This is a genomic window from Staphylococcus sp. T93 (genome assembly GCF_016743875.1).
Classification (GTDB): Bacteria; Bacillota; Bacilli; order Staphylococcales; family Staphylococcaceae; genus Staphylococcus; species Staphylococcus aureus.
In genome coordinates, this window is sequence record NZ_CP068247.1 from 1,204,607 (window position 1) to 1,224,602 (window position 19,996).

At 32.6% G+C, this 19,996-nt stretch carries 18 protein-coding genes; 6 read left to right on the forward strand and 12 right to left on the reverse strand.

Going from position 1 to position 19,996, the window contains the following annotated elements; genetic code table 11:
* Nucleotides 1-43 precede the first annotated feature (43 nt).
* Complete coding sequence (locus tag JG553_RS05795; RefSeq protein ID WP_001789986.1) at nt 44-139, forward strand: hypothetical protein; 96 nt, start codon at nt 44-46, stop codon at nt 137-139.
* Here JG553_RS05795 and JG553_RS05800 read toward each other — a convergent pair.
* The 3 genes from JG553_RS05800 to JG553_RS05810 form a co-directional block, all read right to left on the reverse strand.
* Nucleotides 100-1,230 carry an HAD family hydrolase gene (locus JG553_RS05800; protein WP_000721707.1) on the reverse strand — a complete coding sequence of 377 codons (1,131 nt, stop codon included), beginning with the start codon at nt 1,228-1,230 and terminating at the stop codon, nt 100-102. The two genes, JG553_RS05795 and JG553_RS05800, sit on opposite strands and share 40 nt — an antisense overlap.
* Before the next feature lie 106 nt (nt 1,231-1,336).
* Complete coding sequence (gene nagE / locus JG553_RS05805; RefSeq protein ID WP_000276370.1) at nt 1,337-2,803, reverse strand: N-acetylglucosamine-specific PTS transporter subunit IIBC; 1,467 nt, start codon at nt 2,801-2,803, stop codon at nt 1,337-1,339.
* A 127-nt stretch (nt 2,804-2,930) separates the two neighbouring features.
* A complete protein-coding gene (locus tag JG553_RS05810; RefSeq protein WP_000287588.1) occupies nt 2,931-3,548 on the reverse strand; it encodes a lysophospholipid acyltransferase family protein in 618 nt (205 codons plus the stop codon).
* A gap of 171 nt (nt 3,549-3,719) precedes the next feature.
* Between JG553_RS05810 and JG553_RS05815 the strand changes: the two genes are divergently transcribed.
* The gene (locus tag JG553_RS05815; RefSeq protein ID WP_001279338.1) at nt 3,720-4,994 is read left to right on the forward strand and encodes a S1C family serine protease; all 1,275 of its coding nucleotides are present in this window, start codon (nt 3,720-3,722) and stop codon (nt 4,992-4,994) included.
* A 93-nt stretch (nt 4,995-5,087) separates the two neighbouring features.
* Here JG553_RS05815 and tyrS read toward each other — a convergent pair whose 3' ends face one another.
* Nucleotides 5,088-6,350, reverse strand: coding sequence for a tyrosine--tRNA ligase (gene tyrS, locus JG553_RS05820; RefSeq protein WP_000186029.1), 1,263 nt, complete (start codon nt 6,348-6,350; stop codon nt 5,088-5,090).
* A 381-nt stretch (nt 6,351-6,731) separates the two neighbouring features.
* Between tyrS and JG553_RS05825 the strand changes: the two genes are divergently transcribed.
* Nucleotides 6,732-7,637: a transglycosylase domain-containing protein gene (locus tag JG553_RS05825; protein ID WP_000184370.1), complete on the forward strand. Its 906-nt coding sequence runs from the start codon at nt 6,732-6,734 to the stop codon at nt 7,635-7,637.
* Here the strand turns inward: JG553_RS05825 and JG553_RS05830 are convergent.
* Nucleotides 7,617-7,709 carry a hypothetical protein gene (locus JG553_RS05830; protein WP_001789987.1) on the reverse strand — a complete coding sequence of 31 codons (93 nt, stop codon included), beginning with the start codon at nt 7,707-7,709 and terminating at the stop codon, nt 7,617-7,619. The two genes, JG553_RS05825 and JG553_RS05830, sit on opposite strands and share 21 nt — an antisense overlap.
* A gap of 130 nt (nt 7,710-7,839) precedes the next feature.
* Nucleotides 7,840-10,527, reverse strand: coding sequence for a haptoglobin-binding heme uptake protein HarA (harA, locus tag JG553_RS05835; RefSeq protein ID WP_001032766.1), 2,688 nt, complete (start codon nt 10,525-10,527; stop codon nt 7,840-7,842).
* Between harA and JG553_RS05840 the strand changes: the two genes are divergently transcribed.
* Nucleotides 10,526-10,615: a hypothetical protein gene (locus tag JG553_RS05840; RefSeq protein WP_000927785.1), complete on the forward strand. Its 90-nt coding sequence runs from the start codon at nt 10,526-10,528 to the stop codon at nt 10,613-10,615. The two genes, harA and JG553_RS05840, sit on opposite strands and share 2 nt — an antisense overlap.
* Nucleotides 10,616-10,860: 245 nt before the next feature.
* Here JG553_RS05840 and JG553_RS05845 read toward each other — a convergent pair whose 3' ends face one another.
* Together JG553_RS05845 and acsA are read right to left on the reverse strand one after the other, a co-directional pair.
* The gene (locus JG553_RS05845; RefSeq protein WP_000149403.1) at nt 10,861-12,528 is read right to left on the reverse strand and encodes a formate--tetrahydrofolate ligase; all 1,668 of its coding nucleotides are present in this window, start codon (nt 12,526-12,528) and stop codon (nt 10,861-10,863) included.
* Between the two features lie 439 nt (nt 12,529-12,967).
* Nucleotides 12,968-14,674 carry an acetate--CoA ligase gene (acsA, locus tag JG553_RS05850; RefSeq protein ID WP_000862083.1) on the reverse strand — a complete coding sequence of 569 codons (1,707 nt, stop codon included), beginning with the start codon at nt 14,672-14,674 and terminating at the stop codon, nt 12,968-12,970.
* A gap of 168 nt (nt 14,675-14,842) precedes the next feature.
* Between acsA and JG553_RS05855 the strand changes: the two genes are divergently transcribed.
* The gene (locus tag JG553_RS05855) at nt 14,843-15,475 is read left to right on the forward strand and encodes a hypothetical protein (protein WP_001015996.1); all 633 of its coding nucleotides are present in this window, start codon (nt 14,843-14,845) and stop codon (nt 15,473-15,475) included.
* A gap of 24 nt (nt 15,476-15,499) precedes the next feature.
* On the forward strand, nt 15,500-16,669 hold the full coding sequence (locus tag JG553_RS05860; RefSeq protein WP_001184005.1) for an acetoin utilization protein AcuC: 1,170 nt from the start codon (nt 15,500-15,502) through the stop codon (nt 16,667-16,669).
* 97 nt (nt 16,670-16,766) lie between these two features.
* Here JG553_RS05860 and ccpA read toward each other — a convergent pair whose 3' ends face one another.
* The 4 genes from ccpA to JG553_RS05880 all read right to left on the reverse strand — a co-directional run bounded on the left by ccpA (nt 16,767) and on the right by JG553_RS05880 (nt 19,952).
* Nucleotides 16,767-17,756, reverse strand: coding sequence for a catabolite control protein A (ccpA, locus tag JG553_RS05865; protein ID WP_000219066.1), 990 nt, complete (start codon nt 17,754-17,756; stop codon nt 16,767-16,769).
* 72 nt (nt 17,757-17,828) lie between these two features.
* The gene (locus JG553_RS05870) at nt 17,829-17,942 is read right to left on the reverse strand and encodes a hypothetical protein (protein WP_001788994.1); all 114 of its coding nucleotides are present in this window, start codon (nt 17,940-17,942) and stop codon (nt 17,829-17,831) included.
* A gap of 353 nt (nt 17,943-18,295) precedes the next feature.
* The gene (locus JG553_RS05875) at nt 18,296-19,387 is read right to left on the reverse strand and encodes a bifunctional 3-deoxy-7-phosphoheptulonate synthase/chorismate mutase (RefSeq protein ID WP_000066378.1); all 1,092 of its coding nucleotides are present in this window, start codon (nt 19,385-19,387) and stop codon (nt 18,296-18,298) included.
* Between the two features lie 460 nt (nt 19,388-19,847).
* Entirely contained in the window at nt 19,848-19,952 is a 105-nt protein-coding gene (locus tag JG553_RS05880; RefSeq protein WP_001791758.1) for a hypothetical protein, read from the reverse strand.
* Nucleotides 19,953-19,996 lie beyond the last annotated feature (44 nt).

Below are 19,996 nucleotides of genomic sequence, written 5' to 3' on the forward strand. Positions count from 1 at the left end.
GCTTCTTGGCATTTTTTCATTATTAATTTCATTGTAACTCAATATGAAACCTTTGGTTCAATCATTCACTACAAGTTATGCTGTCAAACAACAATCAAATTACAAATTATCTAGTACACCTCTAAGTTCACCTAAATGATTAATAACATAGTCGGCATGATGCGCTTCTAACTCACCTGCAGCATCCTTACCTTTTAAACCTGTTAATGTTCCAATAAACGTTGCACCTATTTTTTGAGCACTTAATAAGTCAGCTAACGAATCGCCTACTATAAATACGTCATCTTTATTTACAATGTTATCTTGCTTATTGATATAAGATTCATATTTATCGCGATTATTACCATATAAAGCTGCGATATAACTAAAAGGATTCGGCTTTCCTAATGGTCGTGCTTGCGGATACATATTCTCTGCTTCTAAAACATCACTTGCTGTTGCAATAAAATCAGCTTCAAAATATGGTAACAATCCTAAATTTTCAAATGGCACAACAGTCTCAGTATAAGGACGACCTGTTGCAATACCTAATTCGAAACCAGCACCTTTTAAATCATTCAGAAGTACCTTAACTTCATCTACTGGTCTCAAAATAATTTCTTGATAAATATAACCTGTCTTAAAAGTAGTTCGTGCTATTTTCTTTTCAACATCTTCATACAACTTCGATCCTAAATACCATTCTTGATAAACTTCTTGCGCTAACGTCCATAATGCACCCTTCAAACTAAATAAAGTAGCATCCGAAACATGTAACTCTGTTGTTGCAAACTCTTCCAAAGCAGCATAAATATTATTTTTACCAACTTTTACATTATCCAAAAATTGTAAAGGTAGTTGTTCATTTAAATTAAAACAGTCTGCTAAGTTTGTGCTTATATTTTGCAACTTCAATTCGACAGGCTCATCTTGATACATGAATGCCTCAATTTCATCATGTGATAACTTTTTCAAAATATCAATTAAATGAATACTAAAAACGATAAATAACATATCCCAATTTGAATTCAGCCCTAGCGATTTTAATTTGTTTAAAATCTTATCTTTTTGAAAAATTCGATTCCTAATGTCTTGTATATCGTTATCAGTCAAAGTTTCCCAATCTATATGTGAATGAAGACCTAAATAACACTTATCCATTAATAATTCATATACCGTTAATGCAGAGACATCGAAACAACGTTCTTCACTTAAAAAAACGCCATCAACATCAAATAAAATTTTCTTCACAATCCCCACTCCATTTCTGAAAATTCAGATATAAATCATTCTACTATTTGACTAAAAAAAGCGCAAACCCTATTGAAGTTAGATTTGCGCTTTAGCTGTTTAAATTTTATAAATGTTTTTCAATTTCATCAGCAACCTGCTGTACGTGTGTACCGACAATAACTTGAGTTGAATGTTTGCCATTAACAGTAACACCAACTGCACCGGCGTTTTTAATCTTCTGTTTATCAATAATAGATGTGTCTTTTAACTCTAGACGCAACCTTGTTGCACAATTGGTTAAATTAACAATATTCTCTTGACCGCCTAAACCTTCTAATATTTGTATAGCATGTTGATGATATTTACTTTGTTTAATATCATTTTCACCAGGAGCAATATTATCTTTTACAACTGTTGGGTCAACTAATTCATTTTCACCTCTACCAATCGTATTCAAGTTAAATACTTGGATTACTACACGGAAAATCACATAGTATAAGATGAAAAATACAACACCTTGAACAAGCAACATCAATGGATGATTTGATACTGGATTAATTAGTGATAACACATAATCTATCAAACCTGCACTAAATGAAAATCCAGCTGTCCAATGGAATGTAGCTGCGATAAATAAAGATAATCCTGTTAATAACGCATGAACAACATATAAGATTGGCACAACAAACATAAATGCAAACTCAATCGGCTCTGTAACACCAACGAAAAATGCTGCAACTGAACTCGCTAGGAACCAACCGTAAACTTGTTTTTTCTGAGTAGTTTTAGCTGTATGATACATTGCTAACGCAGCCGCTGGAATACCGAACATCATGATTGGGAAGAATCCCGCTTGATAGCGTCCTGTAATACCTTTTATAGCATCTTTGCCACTTTGGAATTTACCAATATCATTAATACCAATCGTATCAAACCAGAACACACTATTCAGTGCATGATGTAATCCTGTAGGAATTAATAATCTATTGGCAACACCATATATGAAAGCTCCAAACGATCCTAAACCGACTATAGATTCACCAAATTTTACAATCCATGAATAAAGTAGTGGCCATAAGAATAACAATATGACAACTAAAAATGTACAGTAAAATGCAGTCATAATTGGAACTAGACGTTTACCACTAAAAAATGATAATGCTAATGGTAATTCTGTTTCACTAAACTTATTGTATGCATAAGCTGCTATTAAACCTATTACAATACCAACAAAGACATTGCCATTATTCATCTTTTCAAAAGCTGAATTTATTTCCGAAGCTTTCATTCCTAATAAAGGCGCTAATTTCATTGGTGATAATACAACTGTAACTAAAAAATATCCTAACGTAGCTGCAAGCGCGACTGCACCATCATTTTTCTTTGCCATTCCTATAGCTACACCAATTGCAAATAAAATACCTAATTGCTCTAAAATCGTAGTACCTACCGTAGTAAAGAACATTGCGATTTTCGGCGTCGCATGAAGTGCATTTAACGTATTACCAATTCCGGCAATAATTGCTGCAGCCGGTAAAATGGCAACTGGTAACATTAACGAACGCCCTAAATTTTGGAAAAATTTATACATTGAATGTCATCCTTCTTAAAATAATGTAGAAATATAAAGATTACTAATGTAACTAGAATAACTACTTCGATACTCCGTTATAGTCACCTAGGCTTACTAACCAGCTATATTTCTACCTCAAGTTATTTTATAAACTTTTTACAATTTCATGCAATTCTTGTTGTAACTTTGCTGTTCGTGTTTCAATCTCTTTTGTAATATAATCGATACGCTCGTTTCGTTTTAAATCTTTAGGTAAATCGTTAATATCGATTGGTTTGCCAATATTTATGTATGCTTGTCCTGTTAAAAGACCGTGAATCTTAGTAGGACCAACATAAGCAACAGGTAATATTGGTGACTTACTTAACATTGCAATTGTTGAAGCACCACGTTTCAAAGGTGCACCTTCTTGCGATGTGCGAGAACCTGTTGGGAAGATACCAACTGTCTTATTATCTTTCAACAAATTGATTGGGCGTTTTAAAGTACTAGGTCCTGGATTTTCACGATCTACAGGAAATGCATTTAAAGACGTTAAAAATTTACCAATCCATTTATTTTTGAATAATTCTTTTTTAGCCATATAATGAATTTGATTAGGATATAATGCCATACCTAGCATAATGACTTCGTTATAACTTTCATGCGTACAAGTTACGACATATTTACTATCCTTAGGAATATTATCTTTACCGATTACGTATAATGATTTTGACATTTTAACTAAAATGAAATTCAAAATCTTACTAATCACTGAATACATTGTGCCACCTACTTAACTTATTTGTTTATAACAACTAGATTTTATCACTATATTTTTACTAGAACAAGATAGTCTGAAAATACATCTAAAGTTGTATAGTGTATTACTAGCAATAATTATAAAAAAAAGACATAATTAAAGCATATATAAATCATATAATGGAGGTTAAGTATGTCAGATTTTAATCATACAGATCATTCTACAACAAACCATAGCCAAACACCTAGATACAGAAGACCTAAATTTCCATGGTTTAAAACAGTCATCGTTGCATTGATTGCTGGAATTATTGGTGCACTTCTAGTACTTGGTATAGGCAAAGTATTAAATAGTACAATTTTAAATAAAGATGGTTCAACTGTTCAGACAACAAATAATAAAGGTGGCAATCAATTAGACGGTCAAAGCAAGAAATTCGGTACCGTTCATGAAATGATAAAATCTGTCTCCCCTACAATTGTTGGAGTTATTAACATGCAAAAAGCATCAAGTGTAGACGACTTATTAAAAGGCAAATCATCTAAACCATCTGAAGCTGGAGTAGGTTCAGGTGTTATCTATCAAATAAACAACAATTCAGCTTATATCGTTACAAACAATCATGTTATTGATGGCGCAAATGAAATTAGAGTCCAATTACATAATAAAAAACAAGTTAAAGCGAAATTAGTTGGTAAAGATGCAGTAACTGATATTGCTGTACTTAAAATTGAAAATACAAAAGGTATTAAAGCGATTCAATTTGCCAACTCTTCAAAAGTACAAACTGGCGATAGCGTATTCGCAATGGGTAACCCATTAGGATTACAATTTGCTAACTCTGTAACATCTGGTATCATTTCAGCAAGCGAACGTACGATTGACGCTGAGACAACTGGTGGCAATACAAAAGTTAGCGTTCTTCAAACAGATGCTGCTATTAACCCAGGTAACTCAGGTGGCGCATTAGTAGATATTAATGGTAATTTAGTTGGTATTAACTCAATGAAAATTGCTGCGACACAAGTTGAAGGTATCGGGTTTGCTATTCCAAGTAATGAAGTTAAAGTAACAATTGAACAACTTGTAAAACATGGTAAAATTGACCGCCCTTCGATTGGTATTGGTTTAATTAATTTGAAAGATATTCCTGAAGAAGAGCGCGAGCAACTTCATACTGATAGAGAAGACGGTATTTATGTCGCCAAAGCTGATAGTGATATTGATCTTAAAAAAGGTGATATTATTACAGAAATTGATGGCAAGAAAATTAAAGATGATGTTGATTTAAGAAGCTATTTATATGAAAATAAAAAACCTGGTGAATCAGTCACTGTTACCGTTATCCGTGATGGTAAAACAAAAGAAGTTAAAGTGAAATTAAAACAACAAAAAGAACAACCAAAACGTCAAAGCCGATCAGAACGTCAATCACCTGGCCAAGGCGATAGAGATTTCTTTAGATAATTTACAGACAGAAAAGTACATTAAGAGCCTACTCATTACATTCTTAGGAATGAATATGAGTAGGCTCTAATTTATTTAGCTATGCAATTATATTTATTGATAGTTAACCATGAAGTATTTTTTCTTACCGCGACGAATAATCGTAAATTCGCCATCAATTTTATCTTCTGGTGCTAAAGCATAATTAACATCTTGTTGTCTCTCACCATTAATATAAATCGCACCATTGTTAACATCTTCACGTGCTTGTCGTTTAGAAGGAGAAATGCCTGTTTCAATAAGGACTTCAACGATATTTGTTGTGTCATTTGATAATGTCACTTGAGGCACATCTTTAAATCCATCTTTTAATTCTTTCGCTGATAATGATTTTAAATCACCACTAAATAATGCTTGTGAAATACGGATTGCATCATTTAATGCATCTTCACCATGAATAAATTTAGTTACTTCTTCAGCTAATGTTTTTTGAGCTTCACGTAAATGCGGTGCTTCATTTTTAGATTGTTCTAAGCGATCAATTTCTTCTTTTCCTAAGAAAGTAAAGTATTTTAAGAATTTAATTACATCTTCGTCTGATTGATTAATCCAGAATTGATAAAATTCATAAGGACTTGTTTTTTCAGCATCTAACCAAACAGCACCTGACTCAGACTTACCAAATTTCTTACCATCTGATTTAGTTACAAGCGGAATAGTTAAACCGTATGCGTCTGTTTGACCATACATACGACGCATTAATTCAATACCACTTGTGATATTACCCCATTGATCTGATCCACCTACTTGAATCTTACAATTCAATTCTCTATTCAAATGACCGAAATCAATAGCTTGTAAAATCGTGTATGTGAATTCTGTATATGAAATACCATGTTCTAAACGACTTTGGATTGAATCTTTACCTAACATGTAATTAACGCCGACGTGTTTACCATAGTCACGTAAAAAACTAATTAATGAGATTTGTCCTAACCAGTCTCTATTATTAACAAGCACTGCACCATGGTCTGTTCCAAATTCAAAAATATTGTGCATTTGCTTACTAATACCTTCGATATTTTTATCTACTTGTTCTTCTGTTTGTAGCACACGTTCTTCTGATTTACCTGATGGATCACCAATCATACCTGTACCACCGCCAATTAAAACGATAGGACGATGTCCATGTTCTTGAAAACGTCTTAATGTTAAGAATGGTAGTAAGTGACCAATATGTAAACTATCTGCCGTTGGATCGGCACCGCAGTATAACGTCACTTGTTCTTTATTTAATAAATCTTCAATACCTTGTTCATCAGTTTGTTGATAAATAAGACCTCTCCATTTTAAATCTTCAATTAATACATTCGTCATTATTATTTCCTCCTATTTATAATTATTTATTGAATACTTGTTAAAATACTTTAAAGTTTTTTGAACGTAAAAAAAACCCTTACAACAAATATGTAAGGGCGCGATTGCACGTTACCACCAAACTTAAACATAATCATAAGATAATGTTCACTCTATTAATGATACGTTCATTAATAAACGTAGGACATGTTAGTTATAAAGGTGTATTCATATTATTAAAAACACTAGTTCACAGCGACCACTAGCTCTCTGATGATTTCAAATAATATTACTTGTCCTTTTATCCTATTCTTTATGCATTTTCCCTAATTATAATTAACGTTAAAATAAAAGTCAAATTGCTTAAATATGGTATACTATACGTAATTTAGGAGGTTAAAGATGACGAATCAAGACAACAATCATCAATTGAATCATCGTATATATCATTTTGAAAAGATATATAAAGCTATCAAACATGTCATTGTTTTTATATTTATGATTTTCATTGCCATCGTTGCTATCGCTGTGATTGCGATGTCTTTATATTTTCATCATTTAACTAAAACGTCCGACTCATTATCAGATGATGCTTTAATAAAAAAAGTTCGACAAATACCTGGCGATGAATTATTAGATCATAATAACAAAAATTTATTATATGAGTATAACCATTCTCAAAACTCACTCATTATAGGCCCTAAAACATCAAGTCCAAATGTCATTAAAGCATTAACGTCATCTGAAGACACTTTATTTTATAAACATGATGGCATCTTACCAAAGGCGATTTTAAGAGCAATGATACAAGATATTTTTAATACTGATCAAAGTTCAGGTGGTAGCACAATTACACAACAACTTGTTAAAAATCAAGTTCTTACCAACGAAAAAACATATAGTAGAAAAGCAAATGAACTTCGCCTAGCAATTAGATTAGAACACCTACTCTCAAAAGATGAAATTATATATACATATTTAAATATAGTTCCCTTCGGTAGAGATTATAATGGCGCTAATATTTCCGGAATTGCATCCGCTTCATATAGTCTATTTGGTATTCCACCAAAAGATTTATCAATTGCACAATCTGCATACCTTATCGGTTTGTTGCAAAGCCCATATGGCTATACACCCTACGAAAAAGATGGAACGTTAAAATCGGATAAAGATTTGAAATATAGTATTCAAAGACAACATTATGTATTAAAGCGTATGTTAATCGAAGATCAAATCACTGAAAAAGAATACAACGACGCATTAAAATATGATATTAAATCACATTTGTTAAATCGAAAAAAGCGTTAATTGATGCTCACTTTTTAAAGTAACCACAACAATGAATCCAAATATTAAAAACAGCAGTAAGATTATTTTCAATTAGAAAATTTCTCACTGCTGTTCTTTTTATTTACTCTAAAGGAAAGCCATTAAACCAATCAATAGTTTATAAATTAATTGCTTTCACATTGTCTACAAAGTTAATCATACATATGCTATATTTAGTTAATTATTTAGATTCTTTTCTGAATTTAGGAATGAATAAAGCTAACATACCTAATAACGCATATAAGCCCCACCATGATTGGCTTGAAGTTGTTTCTCCAGTTTTTGGTAGCATTTTAGATTGACTAAGTTTGTTTTCTTTCGATGGTGTGCCGGCTTTTTCTTTTGTTTTCACTGTTTTATCTACAGTTTTATGAATATCACTCGGCAGATGTTCAGTTGTTTTTTTGTCAGTAACTTTGTCTGTATTATTATAATTTTGTTTCACTACGTCAAGCTTTGCTGCTTTTCCAGTATGATTATTTTTATCGGCAATATGATTCAGCTGTATGACTTTGTCTTTATTTTTATTAGAGTCTTTATCAGTATCGACATTAGATGACATACCAACGCTATTATCGGCATCTTTATCCACATTTCTATCAGTATCTTTGGCAATTTGAGTATCCATTTCTTTTAAATCATATTTATCGAAGTGATTATTATCCGACATATCGGATAAATGATCAACATCATGTTGCACATCTTTATCAATATTATTATCAGCATCTTTAACCACGTCAGACTCTGGTTCTATCACATCTGCTTTATCAGACGCATCTTTAGGATTTGTTGCAGTGCTGCTATTTTCAGCTACATCTGTATCAGCAACCTTACCTTCTTGTCCTGTTTGTACATTTAGCGGTTCACTCGTGTTATTTTGTGATGTATCATCATCTTTTGTATTGATATCCTGATTTATAATTCTGACATGATATTGACCTTCATAACCAATGTTTGCCACAACGACTTTAACAATCGCATTGTAAACTGCTTTGTCAGGTATATATGGGAAAATCAGCGTTCTAGAATTATTTTTAGGATCTTTAGAAACAGTAGTGACACGTTTACCTTCTACAATTAAATCTTTCCAGTAACTGTCATCCTTTGTTTTCATCACTACATATTTTTGACCATTTAAAGTTGCTGTATAGAATGGATGTTCAACAAAGCCGTCCATAACTGACTCACTATTTTCTTCACTTTCAAAAACAACAAAATGCGCTTCTTGTAAATCTGTTAATTGATCATTTGTAGGTGTAACATTTTCAAATTCCGTCACTGCTGATTTAACTTGATCAGCTAACTCTACTCTAGTTTGATCTAATTTCTTTTTATATTCCGCCTTATATTTTTCTGGCAATTTCTCTTGTAATTTTTCTAATTCATAAACTTGTCTTTCTAACGTTTTAGCTTTGTGATACGGAGCTAATAATTTTTGTAAATTGTATGTTTCTTCATCCACATAGTCGTCTGGGTTATTAGTAATAGGCTGTGCAAAGACCATTAGCGTATAATCATAGTCTTCATGGATGTTCTCACCATATTCAATAGATGACACAATTTTAACTTCTCTCGTACCATTAGATACTGGGAAACGAATATAGGCATAATCTTTATCAGAATCATATGATACTAATTCGACTGGTAACTTTTTGTCACCTTCATAAACTTCAAATTTCTTCCATGTTGAAGCTGTCTTTAAACCTAATTCAATTATTGGTCCTGTTTTTGTAAAAATGACAGTTGCTGGTTCAACAGTACTAGCATAATGATAGAACTGTCTTTCACCTTTATCATTTTTCATTTGAAAATCAATTGGTCGCCAATTATCAGCTGTATGTTCTTTATCGATGATAGCCGGGTTTTTAATTGCATCTTGTAGTGATTCATCTGCTGGTGGATACTGTTGATTAACATCCGACTGATTACTTGACTCATTCGTTTTATCGTTAGTATTACCATTAGAATTTGTTTCATGAGCTGGTTGGCTTGACGCTTGATCTGCATTCGTTGACGATTTTGGTTGTGCAGGTTGACTCATATTGGTCGTTGCCTGCGGTTGATTATTAGCATTGTTGATCGTTGATATATTTTGATTAGATGTATTCGTGTTTGTTTGATTACTTGCGACTGAACTTGATTGATCATTCGTTACTACTGCATCATTTGTATCTGATTTTACAAGTGAAGGATCGTTATAAATAGGTTTAGCAAATACTAATTTAGTATAATCATAATTTGTTTCTTCTCCATCATCAATTTGAGTCGAAGAAACAATTTTCAATTCTTGTGTGCCATCTGAAACTGGGAATCGAATATAGGCATGGTCTTCTGGTACAGGACTATATGATACAAGTCTCACTGGCAATTTTTGATTGTTTTCATAGACTTCAAACTTCTTCCATGTTGAAGCAGTATTGATGTCTAATTCAACTTCTGCTTTCTTTTTAGTGTAATACACATCTGCTGGATCTTTGATGCTGAAAAAGTGATAGTACTGCGTTTCATTGTTTTTATCTAATAACTGGAAATTGACTTGTTCTCTTGGACCTATATCATGTTCTTTATTTTCTAATGCAGGATCTTTAATTGCATCTTTAAGTGATTCATCCGCTGCAGGATAGTTTTTCGCAGTGTTTGCTGGTTGCGTAGCAGGTTGTGTTTGATTTGTATCCTTAGGTGGCTGAGTTGTAGTTGCATTATTATTTTGATTTTCCGAGATTTTATCTGAAGTATTTGTATTTTCTGCTGCTTGTGCTTGATGTTGAGAAGTAATTAAAAATAGTGTACTGACAATGACCGATGCAACGCCTAGAGTTGATTTTCTAATAGAATAGAAAGACCTTAATTTTGGGTGATGTTTGTTCATGTTGTTAACAACTCCTATAAGATTATATTTAATTGATAATAATTATCAATATCAATTATTAGTGTTAATTGTAGCGCATCCCAATTAAATATTGCAACCTATTTTATTAATTTTTTTTAATATGGAATATTCATTGCATCGCTTTCCTATTCTTCAAGCCCACTTTTTATCTTCATATACATTAATTAACCACCTTCAAACATTGTCGTTAGATTCGCCAAATTGAATCTATTTTTAGCACAGCAAAAAACCGAACTGCTGAAATAATGCATCTCCAACAGTCCGGTCTATTAAACTATTTACTTATCTTTATTAAACAATTGACATGATTTATTAGAATAACCCAATTGCATGACCATCATCAGTAACATCCATGTTTAATGCTGCTGGTTTTTTAGGTAAACCAGGCATAGTCATGATTGCACCTGTCAACGCTACGATAAATCCTGCACCTGTTTTCGCTTCTAATTCACGAATTGTAATTTCAAATCCTGATGGTGCACCTAACAACGTTTGATCATCTGAGAATGAATATTGTGTTTTCGCCATACATACTGGGTAATTATCCCAACCATTTTCTTTAAATTGTTTTAATTGTTTTTGCGCTTTACTGCTAAACGTTACTTTTGAACCGCCATAGATTTCAGTCACAATCTTTTCAATCTTTTGCTCTAATGGTAATTCTAATTCATATAAAGGTTTAAATGAATTAGGTTGATCAATGACTTCTAATACTTCATTTGCTAAGTCAACGCCACCTTTACCACCTTTTTCCCAAACTTCAGTTAAGGCAATTCGTACGTTATTTTCTTTAGCCCAAGATTTTACATATTCTACTTCTGCATCGGTATCATGTATAAATGCATTAATTGCAACAACCGGTTCTACACCGAATTTTTTAATATTATTAACATGACGCTCTAAATTAACAATTCCTGCTTTTACTGCTTCTACATTTTCTTCTTTTAAATTATCTTTCGCTACACCACCATGCATTTTTAACGCACGAATTGTCGCAACAACAACGACAGCTGCCGGATCAAATCCTGCTTCACGCGCTTTAATGTCCATGAATTTTTCAGCGCCTAAGTCTGAACCAAATCCAGCTTCCGTTACAACGATATCAGCTAAATCACGTGCTGTTTCAGTTGCTAAAATTGAGTTACAACCGTGTGCGATATTCGCAAATGGTCCACCATGAACTAATGCAGGTGTCCCTTCAATTGATTGTACTAAGTTTGGTTTTATTGCATCTTTTAAAATCATTGCAAGTGCACCTTCCACTTTTAAATCTGCAACTGTAACTGGCTTGCGATCTCTAGTGTAACCAATAGTAATACGACTAATTTTATCTTTTAAGTCTTTAATACTTCTACTTAAACATAAAATCGCCATAATTTCAGACGCTACTGTAATATTAAAGCCATCTTCACGTGGTACACCATTTGTAGGTCCACCTAACCCAACGTTTACATGTCTAAGTGCACGATCATTCATATCTAATACACGTTTCCACTCAATACGTCTTTGATCGATTCCTAATTCGTTACCTTGGTGAATATGATTATCGATAAACGCAGACAATGCATTATTTGCAGTTGTAATCGCATGGAAATCTCCGTTGAAATGTAAGTTGATATCTTCCATAGGTAAGACTTGCGCATAACCACCACCAGTCGCACCACCTTTGATACCAAATGTTGGTCCTAAAGCAGGCTCTCTTAATGCAACCATAACGTTTTTATTTAACTCATGGAATGCATCAGCTAAACCAACTGTAACCGTTGATTTACCTTCACCAGCTGGTGTTGGGCTCATCGCAGTTACTAAAACAACTTTCCCTTTGTTTTCTCTTGGCGTAATTTTATTAATGTCGATTTTAGCTTTGTAATGACCATAAGGTTCTAATGCATCCTCTGAAATACCTACTGATGCAGCAATATCCTTAATTGGTTGTAGTGTTGATTGATTCGCAATATCTAAATCTGATAAATGAGTCAACTTTTTTCGCCCCTTTTTGTTTAATTTATGCATTTATAATATGTAAGTTGTAGCTAAGAAATTTTTACTTACATTCATATAATAACGAACTGTTAAAAACTTGTCGACTAAATCGGGTTAGCGCTTTCATTTTTGCAATAAATTCACTTATTAAAGTTTTGTATTATACAACTTTTAGCGCTTGATACTATTGATAACTATATTTTTCTATTATTTAAAATAATCATCTTCCAAAGATCATATTAAAAATAAAAAGCAATATAAAGATATGCCATTATTGTTATGTCATCATTTTCAAATGCTTTCTACGAAATGATATGACACAAGTTAACAGTTCTTTATATTGCTTATCGTAAAGTAAACGATTATTTAAACATTGACATGAAATATGTTGTCACCCTTTATTCTTCGAAAAAAATCTTCAATAACATTCATGTCATTATTCCATTGTACTTAAATCCCCAGCATCTAAATTTAATTCCCAAGCTTTTAATACACGTCTCATAATTTTACCTGACCGTGTTTTAGGTAATTTATCTTTAAATTCGATTTCACGTGGTGCTGCATGTGCCGACAAACCTTCTTTAACAAATATACGAATTTCTTCTTTTAATTCGTCTGTTGGTTCATATCCTTTTCTCAGTGCAACAAACGCCTTAATTATTTCACCGCGAACCGGATCAGGTTTACCAATAATTCCTGCTTCGGCAACTGCTTCGTGTTCAACCAATTTAGACTCAACCTCAAATGGTCCAACTCGTTCACCAGCTGTCATAATTACATCATCAACACGTCCTTGGAACCAGAAGTAACCATCTTCATCTTTATATGCCGAATCACCAGATACATACCAGTCTCCAATAAAATATGATTTATATTTTTCTGGATTCTTCCAGATACGATACATCATTGATGGCCAGCCTTTTTTTATAGCAAGGTTGCCCATTCGATTTGGTGGTAATTCATTCCCTGCATCATCGATAATTGCAGCTTGAATACCAGGTAATGGTTTGCCCATTGAGCCAAGCTTGACGTCCATCGTTGGATAGTTAACAATCATATGTCCACCTGTTTCTGTCATCCACCAAGTATCTAACACCGTTAAACCGTATACTTTTTTCGCCCATTTTATAACTTCAGGATTTAAAGGCTCACCTACTGATAGAATCGAACGTAACGATGACAAGTCATATTTCTCAACAATATCGTCACCAGCACTCATTAACATTCTTAAAGCTGTTGGTGCCGTATACCAAATCGTCACTTTAAAATCTTCAATCATACTATACCACTGTTCTGGCGAAAAGCGACCACCAGCTATACAATTTGTAGCGCCATTTAACCATGGTGCAAAAATACCATAAGATGTTCCTGTAACCCAACCTGGATCTGCTGTACACCAATAAACATCATCTTCTTGTAAATCTAATACATATTTTCCAGAAATATAGTGCACTAACATTGCTTGTTGAACATGCAATACACCTTTAGGTTGCCCAGTAGAACCTGATGTATAATGTAAAATCAAACCATCATCCGACTTTAACCATTCAATGTCAAATTCATCGCTAGCAGTTTCCATCAAACTAATGAAGTCTATGTAATTGTCTTCTACATCCTCATCTACGACAACAATTTTTTTCAAGTTTGGTAATTTATCTACAGGTACTCGAGGTAACAATGCCTTATTAGTAATTAACACTTTAGCTTCACTGTTCTCTAATCTATCCGCAACTGCCTTTTCCATAAATGCTTCAAATAACGGCCCAACAATTGCACCAATTTTTAAAACACCTAACAACGCAAAATATAGTTCAGGTGTACGCGACATAAATATAAATACTCTGTCACCTTTGTCAACTTCTGCATGTTCAGACAAAACATTCGCTGCTTTATTAGATAACCGTTGCATATCTTTATAAGTATACGATTCTTTTCTGTGCTCATCTTTGTAATTTAACGCTATTTTATCCCCTAATCCTTGATCTACATGGCGATCTATGCATTCATATGCCATGTTCATTTTTCCAGTTTCACTCCAAGAAAATGCTTGTTCTACGTCTTTCCAATCAAAAGTATTATATGTTTCTTCATAATCTTTAAGGTTATGTTTACCTTGCGCTCCTTTATAAACTTCGACTTTCATTTGAAACTCCCCCTTTGTTATGTGAAAACGCTTTCTTTCTCAATATTATACATAACATTTCTAATTATTCAAAATTTTTACTTTTATCCTTTTTCTAGTATTAATTATTGTAAATTTTCTATATAATGAATTTAATACAATCACGACGTCGATTGAGGAGTTGAAAATATGAATCATTTAAAGACGTATCAATCCGAAGATTATTACATTCATGACAAGCAATTTGTTATTGAAGGTCCTTTAACACACGAAGATTTGAAAGCGCTTACTTTCGATGCGCATTTAACCGCATTTAGAGATGCTGAAGATCAGTATAAAGCTTTGTTAGAAATTACAACATTACCAGAAGGTAGAATTTATGTTGCTCGCCAAGATCAACTCATTGTGGGTTATGTCACTTTCCACTATCCTGATGAAATTGAGCGCTGGTCTACAGGTAAGCTTCCATATTTAATCGAATTGGGGGCAATTGAAGTCAGCATCAATTTTAGGCAATTACAACTTGCAGAAAAGCTGATACAACTTAGCCTTTCTACACCAGAATTCGAGAATTATATCGTTATAACTACAGAATATTACTGGCATTGGGATTTAAAAAATTCAAAGTTAGATGTATTTGACTATAAAAAATTAATGCAGCGGTTAATGGCAACTGGTGGACTTGAAATATTCGCTACAGATGATCCAGAAATAACAAGTCATCCAGCTAATTGTTTAATGGCAAGAATTGGCAAAAACATTACATTAGAACAGCAACAAGCGTTTGATGATATTCGTTATATGAATCGGTTTTTCTTTTAATTTTTGGAATATCGGAGGGATTATATGCAACAACATTCATCAAAAACTGCATATGTTTATTCAGATAAGTTATTACAATATCGATTTCATGACCAACATCCCTTCAATCAAATGCGTTTAAAATTAACAACAGAGCTACTTTTGAATGCAAATTTATTGTCTCCAGAACAAATAGTACAACCTAGAATTGCAACAGATGACGAATTAATGTTAATTCATAAATATGATTACGTCGAAGCTATTAAGCATGCTTCACATGGCATTATCAGTGAAGATGAGGCTAAGAAATATGGATTAAATGATGAAGAGAATGGTCAATTTAAGCATATGCACCGCCATAGTGCCACAATTGTTGGAGGCGCTTTAACTTTAGCAGATCTTATTATGTCAGGCAAAGTATTAAATGGTTGTCACTTAGGTGGTGGTTTGCATCACGCTCAACCTGGTCGAGCAAGTGGTTTTTGTATATACAATGATATTGCAATTACCGCACAATACTTAGCTAAAGAATACAATCAACGCGTTTTAATCATAGATACCGATGCACATCATGGAGATGGTACACAATGGAGTTTCTATGCCGATAACCATGTTACTACTTATTCTATCCATGAAACCGGAAAATTTCTTTTCCCAGGCTCTGGTCACTATACTGAGCGCGGTGAAGATATCGGCTATGGACACACTGTAAATGTCCCACTTGAACCGTATACAGAAGATGCATCATTTTTGGAGTGTTTTAAATTAACAGTTGAGCCTGTCGTAAAGAGTTTTAAACCTGATATTATTCTAAGCGTAAATGGTGTCGATATACATTATCGTGATCCACTAACTCATCTAAATTGTACGTTACATTCATTATATGAAATTCCATATTTTGTAAAATATTTAGCTGATTCTTATACGAATGGAAAGGTAATTATGTTTGGTGGCGGAGGCTACAATATTTGGAGAGTCGTACCACGTGCATGGAGTCATGTATTCTTAAGTTTAATTGATCAACCAATTCAAAGTGGTTATTTACCGTTAGAATGGATTAATAAATGGAAACATTATTCATCTGAATTATTACCTAAAAGATGGGAAGATCGTTTAAATGATTATACCTATGTCCCCCGCACAAAAGAAATTAGTGAAAAAAATAAAAAATTAGCTTTACATATAGCGAGTTGGTACGAATCTACTCGTCAATAAGTAACCTAATCTGCAACGATTTTAAAAGATAAATAAAAGGCATTCTTCCAACACCCATATAATTTGGGTCGTTAGATGAATGCCTAATTTTGTGAATTTATTTTGTAGTTCCTCGGTATTCAATTCTGTGAGGTAAAACTACATTTGGTTCTTCTATCTTTTCATCGTTCATATATTTTGTTAATAAGCGCATCCCTACTGCACCGATATCATATAATGGTTGAATAACACTAGAAAGTTGTGGTCTAACCATCTCAACTAATCGTGTATTATTGAAACTAATAATTTGTAATTCCTCTGGAACTTTAATACCAGCATCCATTGCACTATGCATAATACCAATTGCTTCTTCGTCGCTGATACATAAAATGGCATCTGGCAAATTGCCTTTCATTTTGGCAAAAGCTTTTACGCCTTCTTTATAACTTTCAGCACCAGAACAATTCAATGTATCACCTAATTGAAGGCCATTTTTATTTAACACTTCAGTTAAACCTTCTAAAACATCTTCTTGAGCTTTTTTAGAATGTTCTCCACCTACTAAAGCAAATGATTTAGCGCCTTTTTCAATTAATTCTCCCGTAATTTCTTTCGCAGCTTCAGTAAAATCAATATTAACTGATGCTATATGTGCATCCTTACCATTTGTTCCTGATACTACTACAGGTACAGATGATTGATTTATCAATTCTTTCATTTCTTCAGTAATTGTACCACCAAGGAAAATAATACCATCAACCTGTTTACTTAATAAGTTATTAAAAATTTCTTTTTCCTTTTCAGGATCGTTATCTGAATTTGAAATAATTGAGTGATATTTATACATTGTTGCAATATCTTCAAGTCCACGAGCAAGTTGTGAATAATAGATATTAGATATATCTGGAATGATCACACCTACTGTTGTTGTCTTTTTACTAGCTAAACCTCTAGCAACAGCATTTGGACGATAATTCAAACGCTTAATGACTTCGTTAACTTTATTTTTAGTTTCTGCTTTAACATTTTGGTTCCCATTAACAACACGCGACACTGTGGCCATAGAGACACGCGCTTCTCTTGCTACATCATATATAGTAACTGTCATAATTTCCTCCTTGTAAACGTTTTATTCATTATAATAACATGTTTTCATTTCATTTTCATAGTTTACCATATTTTAATTTACAGTAACATATTTTTGTTTGGAAAAATTTAGCGAAAAGCTTGAAATAAAAACAAACGCTAAATGATAACGAACGATATATTTTAATTTTATATAAACTTTTTTCATTTTTAATTGTAATGTTTTGAGAAAGCCTTTTCAAATATCAATTGCATTTGTTGAAAAATGTTCACATTTCAGCAACAAATGTGTGAATCTATTATATTTTACAGATAATTCATAGTTATAATTTTAATTACTGCTATCAGTCATAATCTTTAATAATTGTGAAATTGAACAAGTGTCGAAGTATTATAACAATCGTTAAGTGCAGTATACCTTTATTTCTATACAAAAAATAATAGCCACTCTAAAAGTAATATACTCTTAGAATGGCTGTAAGTTTAAAATTGTCGATTCAAAGATAATATTCTACTTCAACATGACATATTAGTTAAGTAGTCTATAGTTTCCTTGGAATATTATTTTAACTTTTTAGCGTTATATAAATCAGCTAAAGGCTTTAATTCATCATAAAATGCTTGGAATTCATCTAAATCCATTTGTTGACCCGCATCACTAAGTGCAACAGATGGATCTGGATGCACCTCAGCCATAACTCCATCAGCACCAACTGCTAATGCTGCTTTCGCAGTTGGTAACATGATATCTTTACGACCTGTACTATGCGTAACATCTACCATGACTGGTAAGTGTGTACCTTGTTTTAAAATTGGTACTGCTGAAATATCTAAAGTGTTACGTGTCGCCTTTTCATAAGTTCGGATTCCACGTTCACATAAAATAATGTTTTGATTACCTTGTGAAGCAATGTATTCAGCTGCATAAACAAACTCTTCGATTGTAGCAGATAAACCACGTTTTAATAGAATAGGCTTTTTCGTACGGCCAGCTTCTTTTAATAACTCGAAGTTTTGCATATTACGTGCACCAATTTGGAATACGTCTAAATACTCATCAGCCACTTCAAAATCATTTGGATTTACGATTTCGCTGACAACATTTAAATCATATTTATCTTTAATCTGTTTAAGTATTTTAAGTCCTTCAACACCTAGGCCTTGGAAATCATATGGTGATGTACGTGGTTTAAATGCACCGCCACGAATAAATTTTTCACCTTTAGCATGTAAGTTTTTAGCAACAGCTTCAACTTGTTCAAATGATTCAACTGAACATGGCCCAAATACAAATGATTTATTGCCGTCTCCTATAATGCCCCCATTATCAAATGTTACAATCGTATCTTCAGGTTTCAACTTACGTGATACATATAAATGTTTTTCATTTTCAGATTTTTGTAAATCTGTAGAGGCTTTGAAAATTTCTTTAAATAATTGCTTAATAGTATTATCGTTGAATGGTCCTTTGTTACTATCGATTAAGTCGTTAAGCATTTCTTTTTCACGTTGTGGATCATAAATACGTGTACCTTGTTTTAATTTTTCTTCCCCAATTTTTTGTGCTAGTTCACCACGTTTAGATAATAAGTCTAAAATTTGATGATTCAGTGATACAATCTCACTTCTGTATGATTCTAATTTATTACTCATCCTTACTCACCTCTACTAATTATTTCAAGTATATTCCACTTTAAAGCAATAAAATATAATGTTAAAAAATATTCTAACAATATCATATGTATAGTTCAACCCTAAATTGACAGAAAATAATCAATTTTCTAATTATATGATTCGAGACTGACATTTCGATTTTCTCAGTCATTATTGGAAAGTTATATTCTATATTGATATTTATTAGCAAATGTTAATCAATTAAATAAGTGTCATTATTATAGCTTATTTTGAGTCAACATTACTGCTTTTAAGAAAAATTTTCGTTTCTATCTTCTATTATAAATCTAAAATTCTCATACATTCAACCTAACGCTTAATAAAAATTAACAACCTTTGTCTTTGTATATTAATATAAATCTATAGTGAACATCACTCACCAACACATTCAGCTATATTTAAATTAGTGAACGTCATTGTACCTTCTAAAATTCATTGTTTATTTGATTATCGAATATTTTTCCATCTTCAGCTTAAAATGTGCAATATCACTATTGTTATCTAACGATGTTTCAAACAACATAAATACATGAAATGATCGCATTGCCTTTCAAAATAAACTGATGATATCAAAAAAGGTAAGCACCT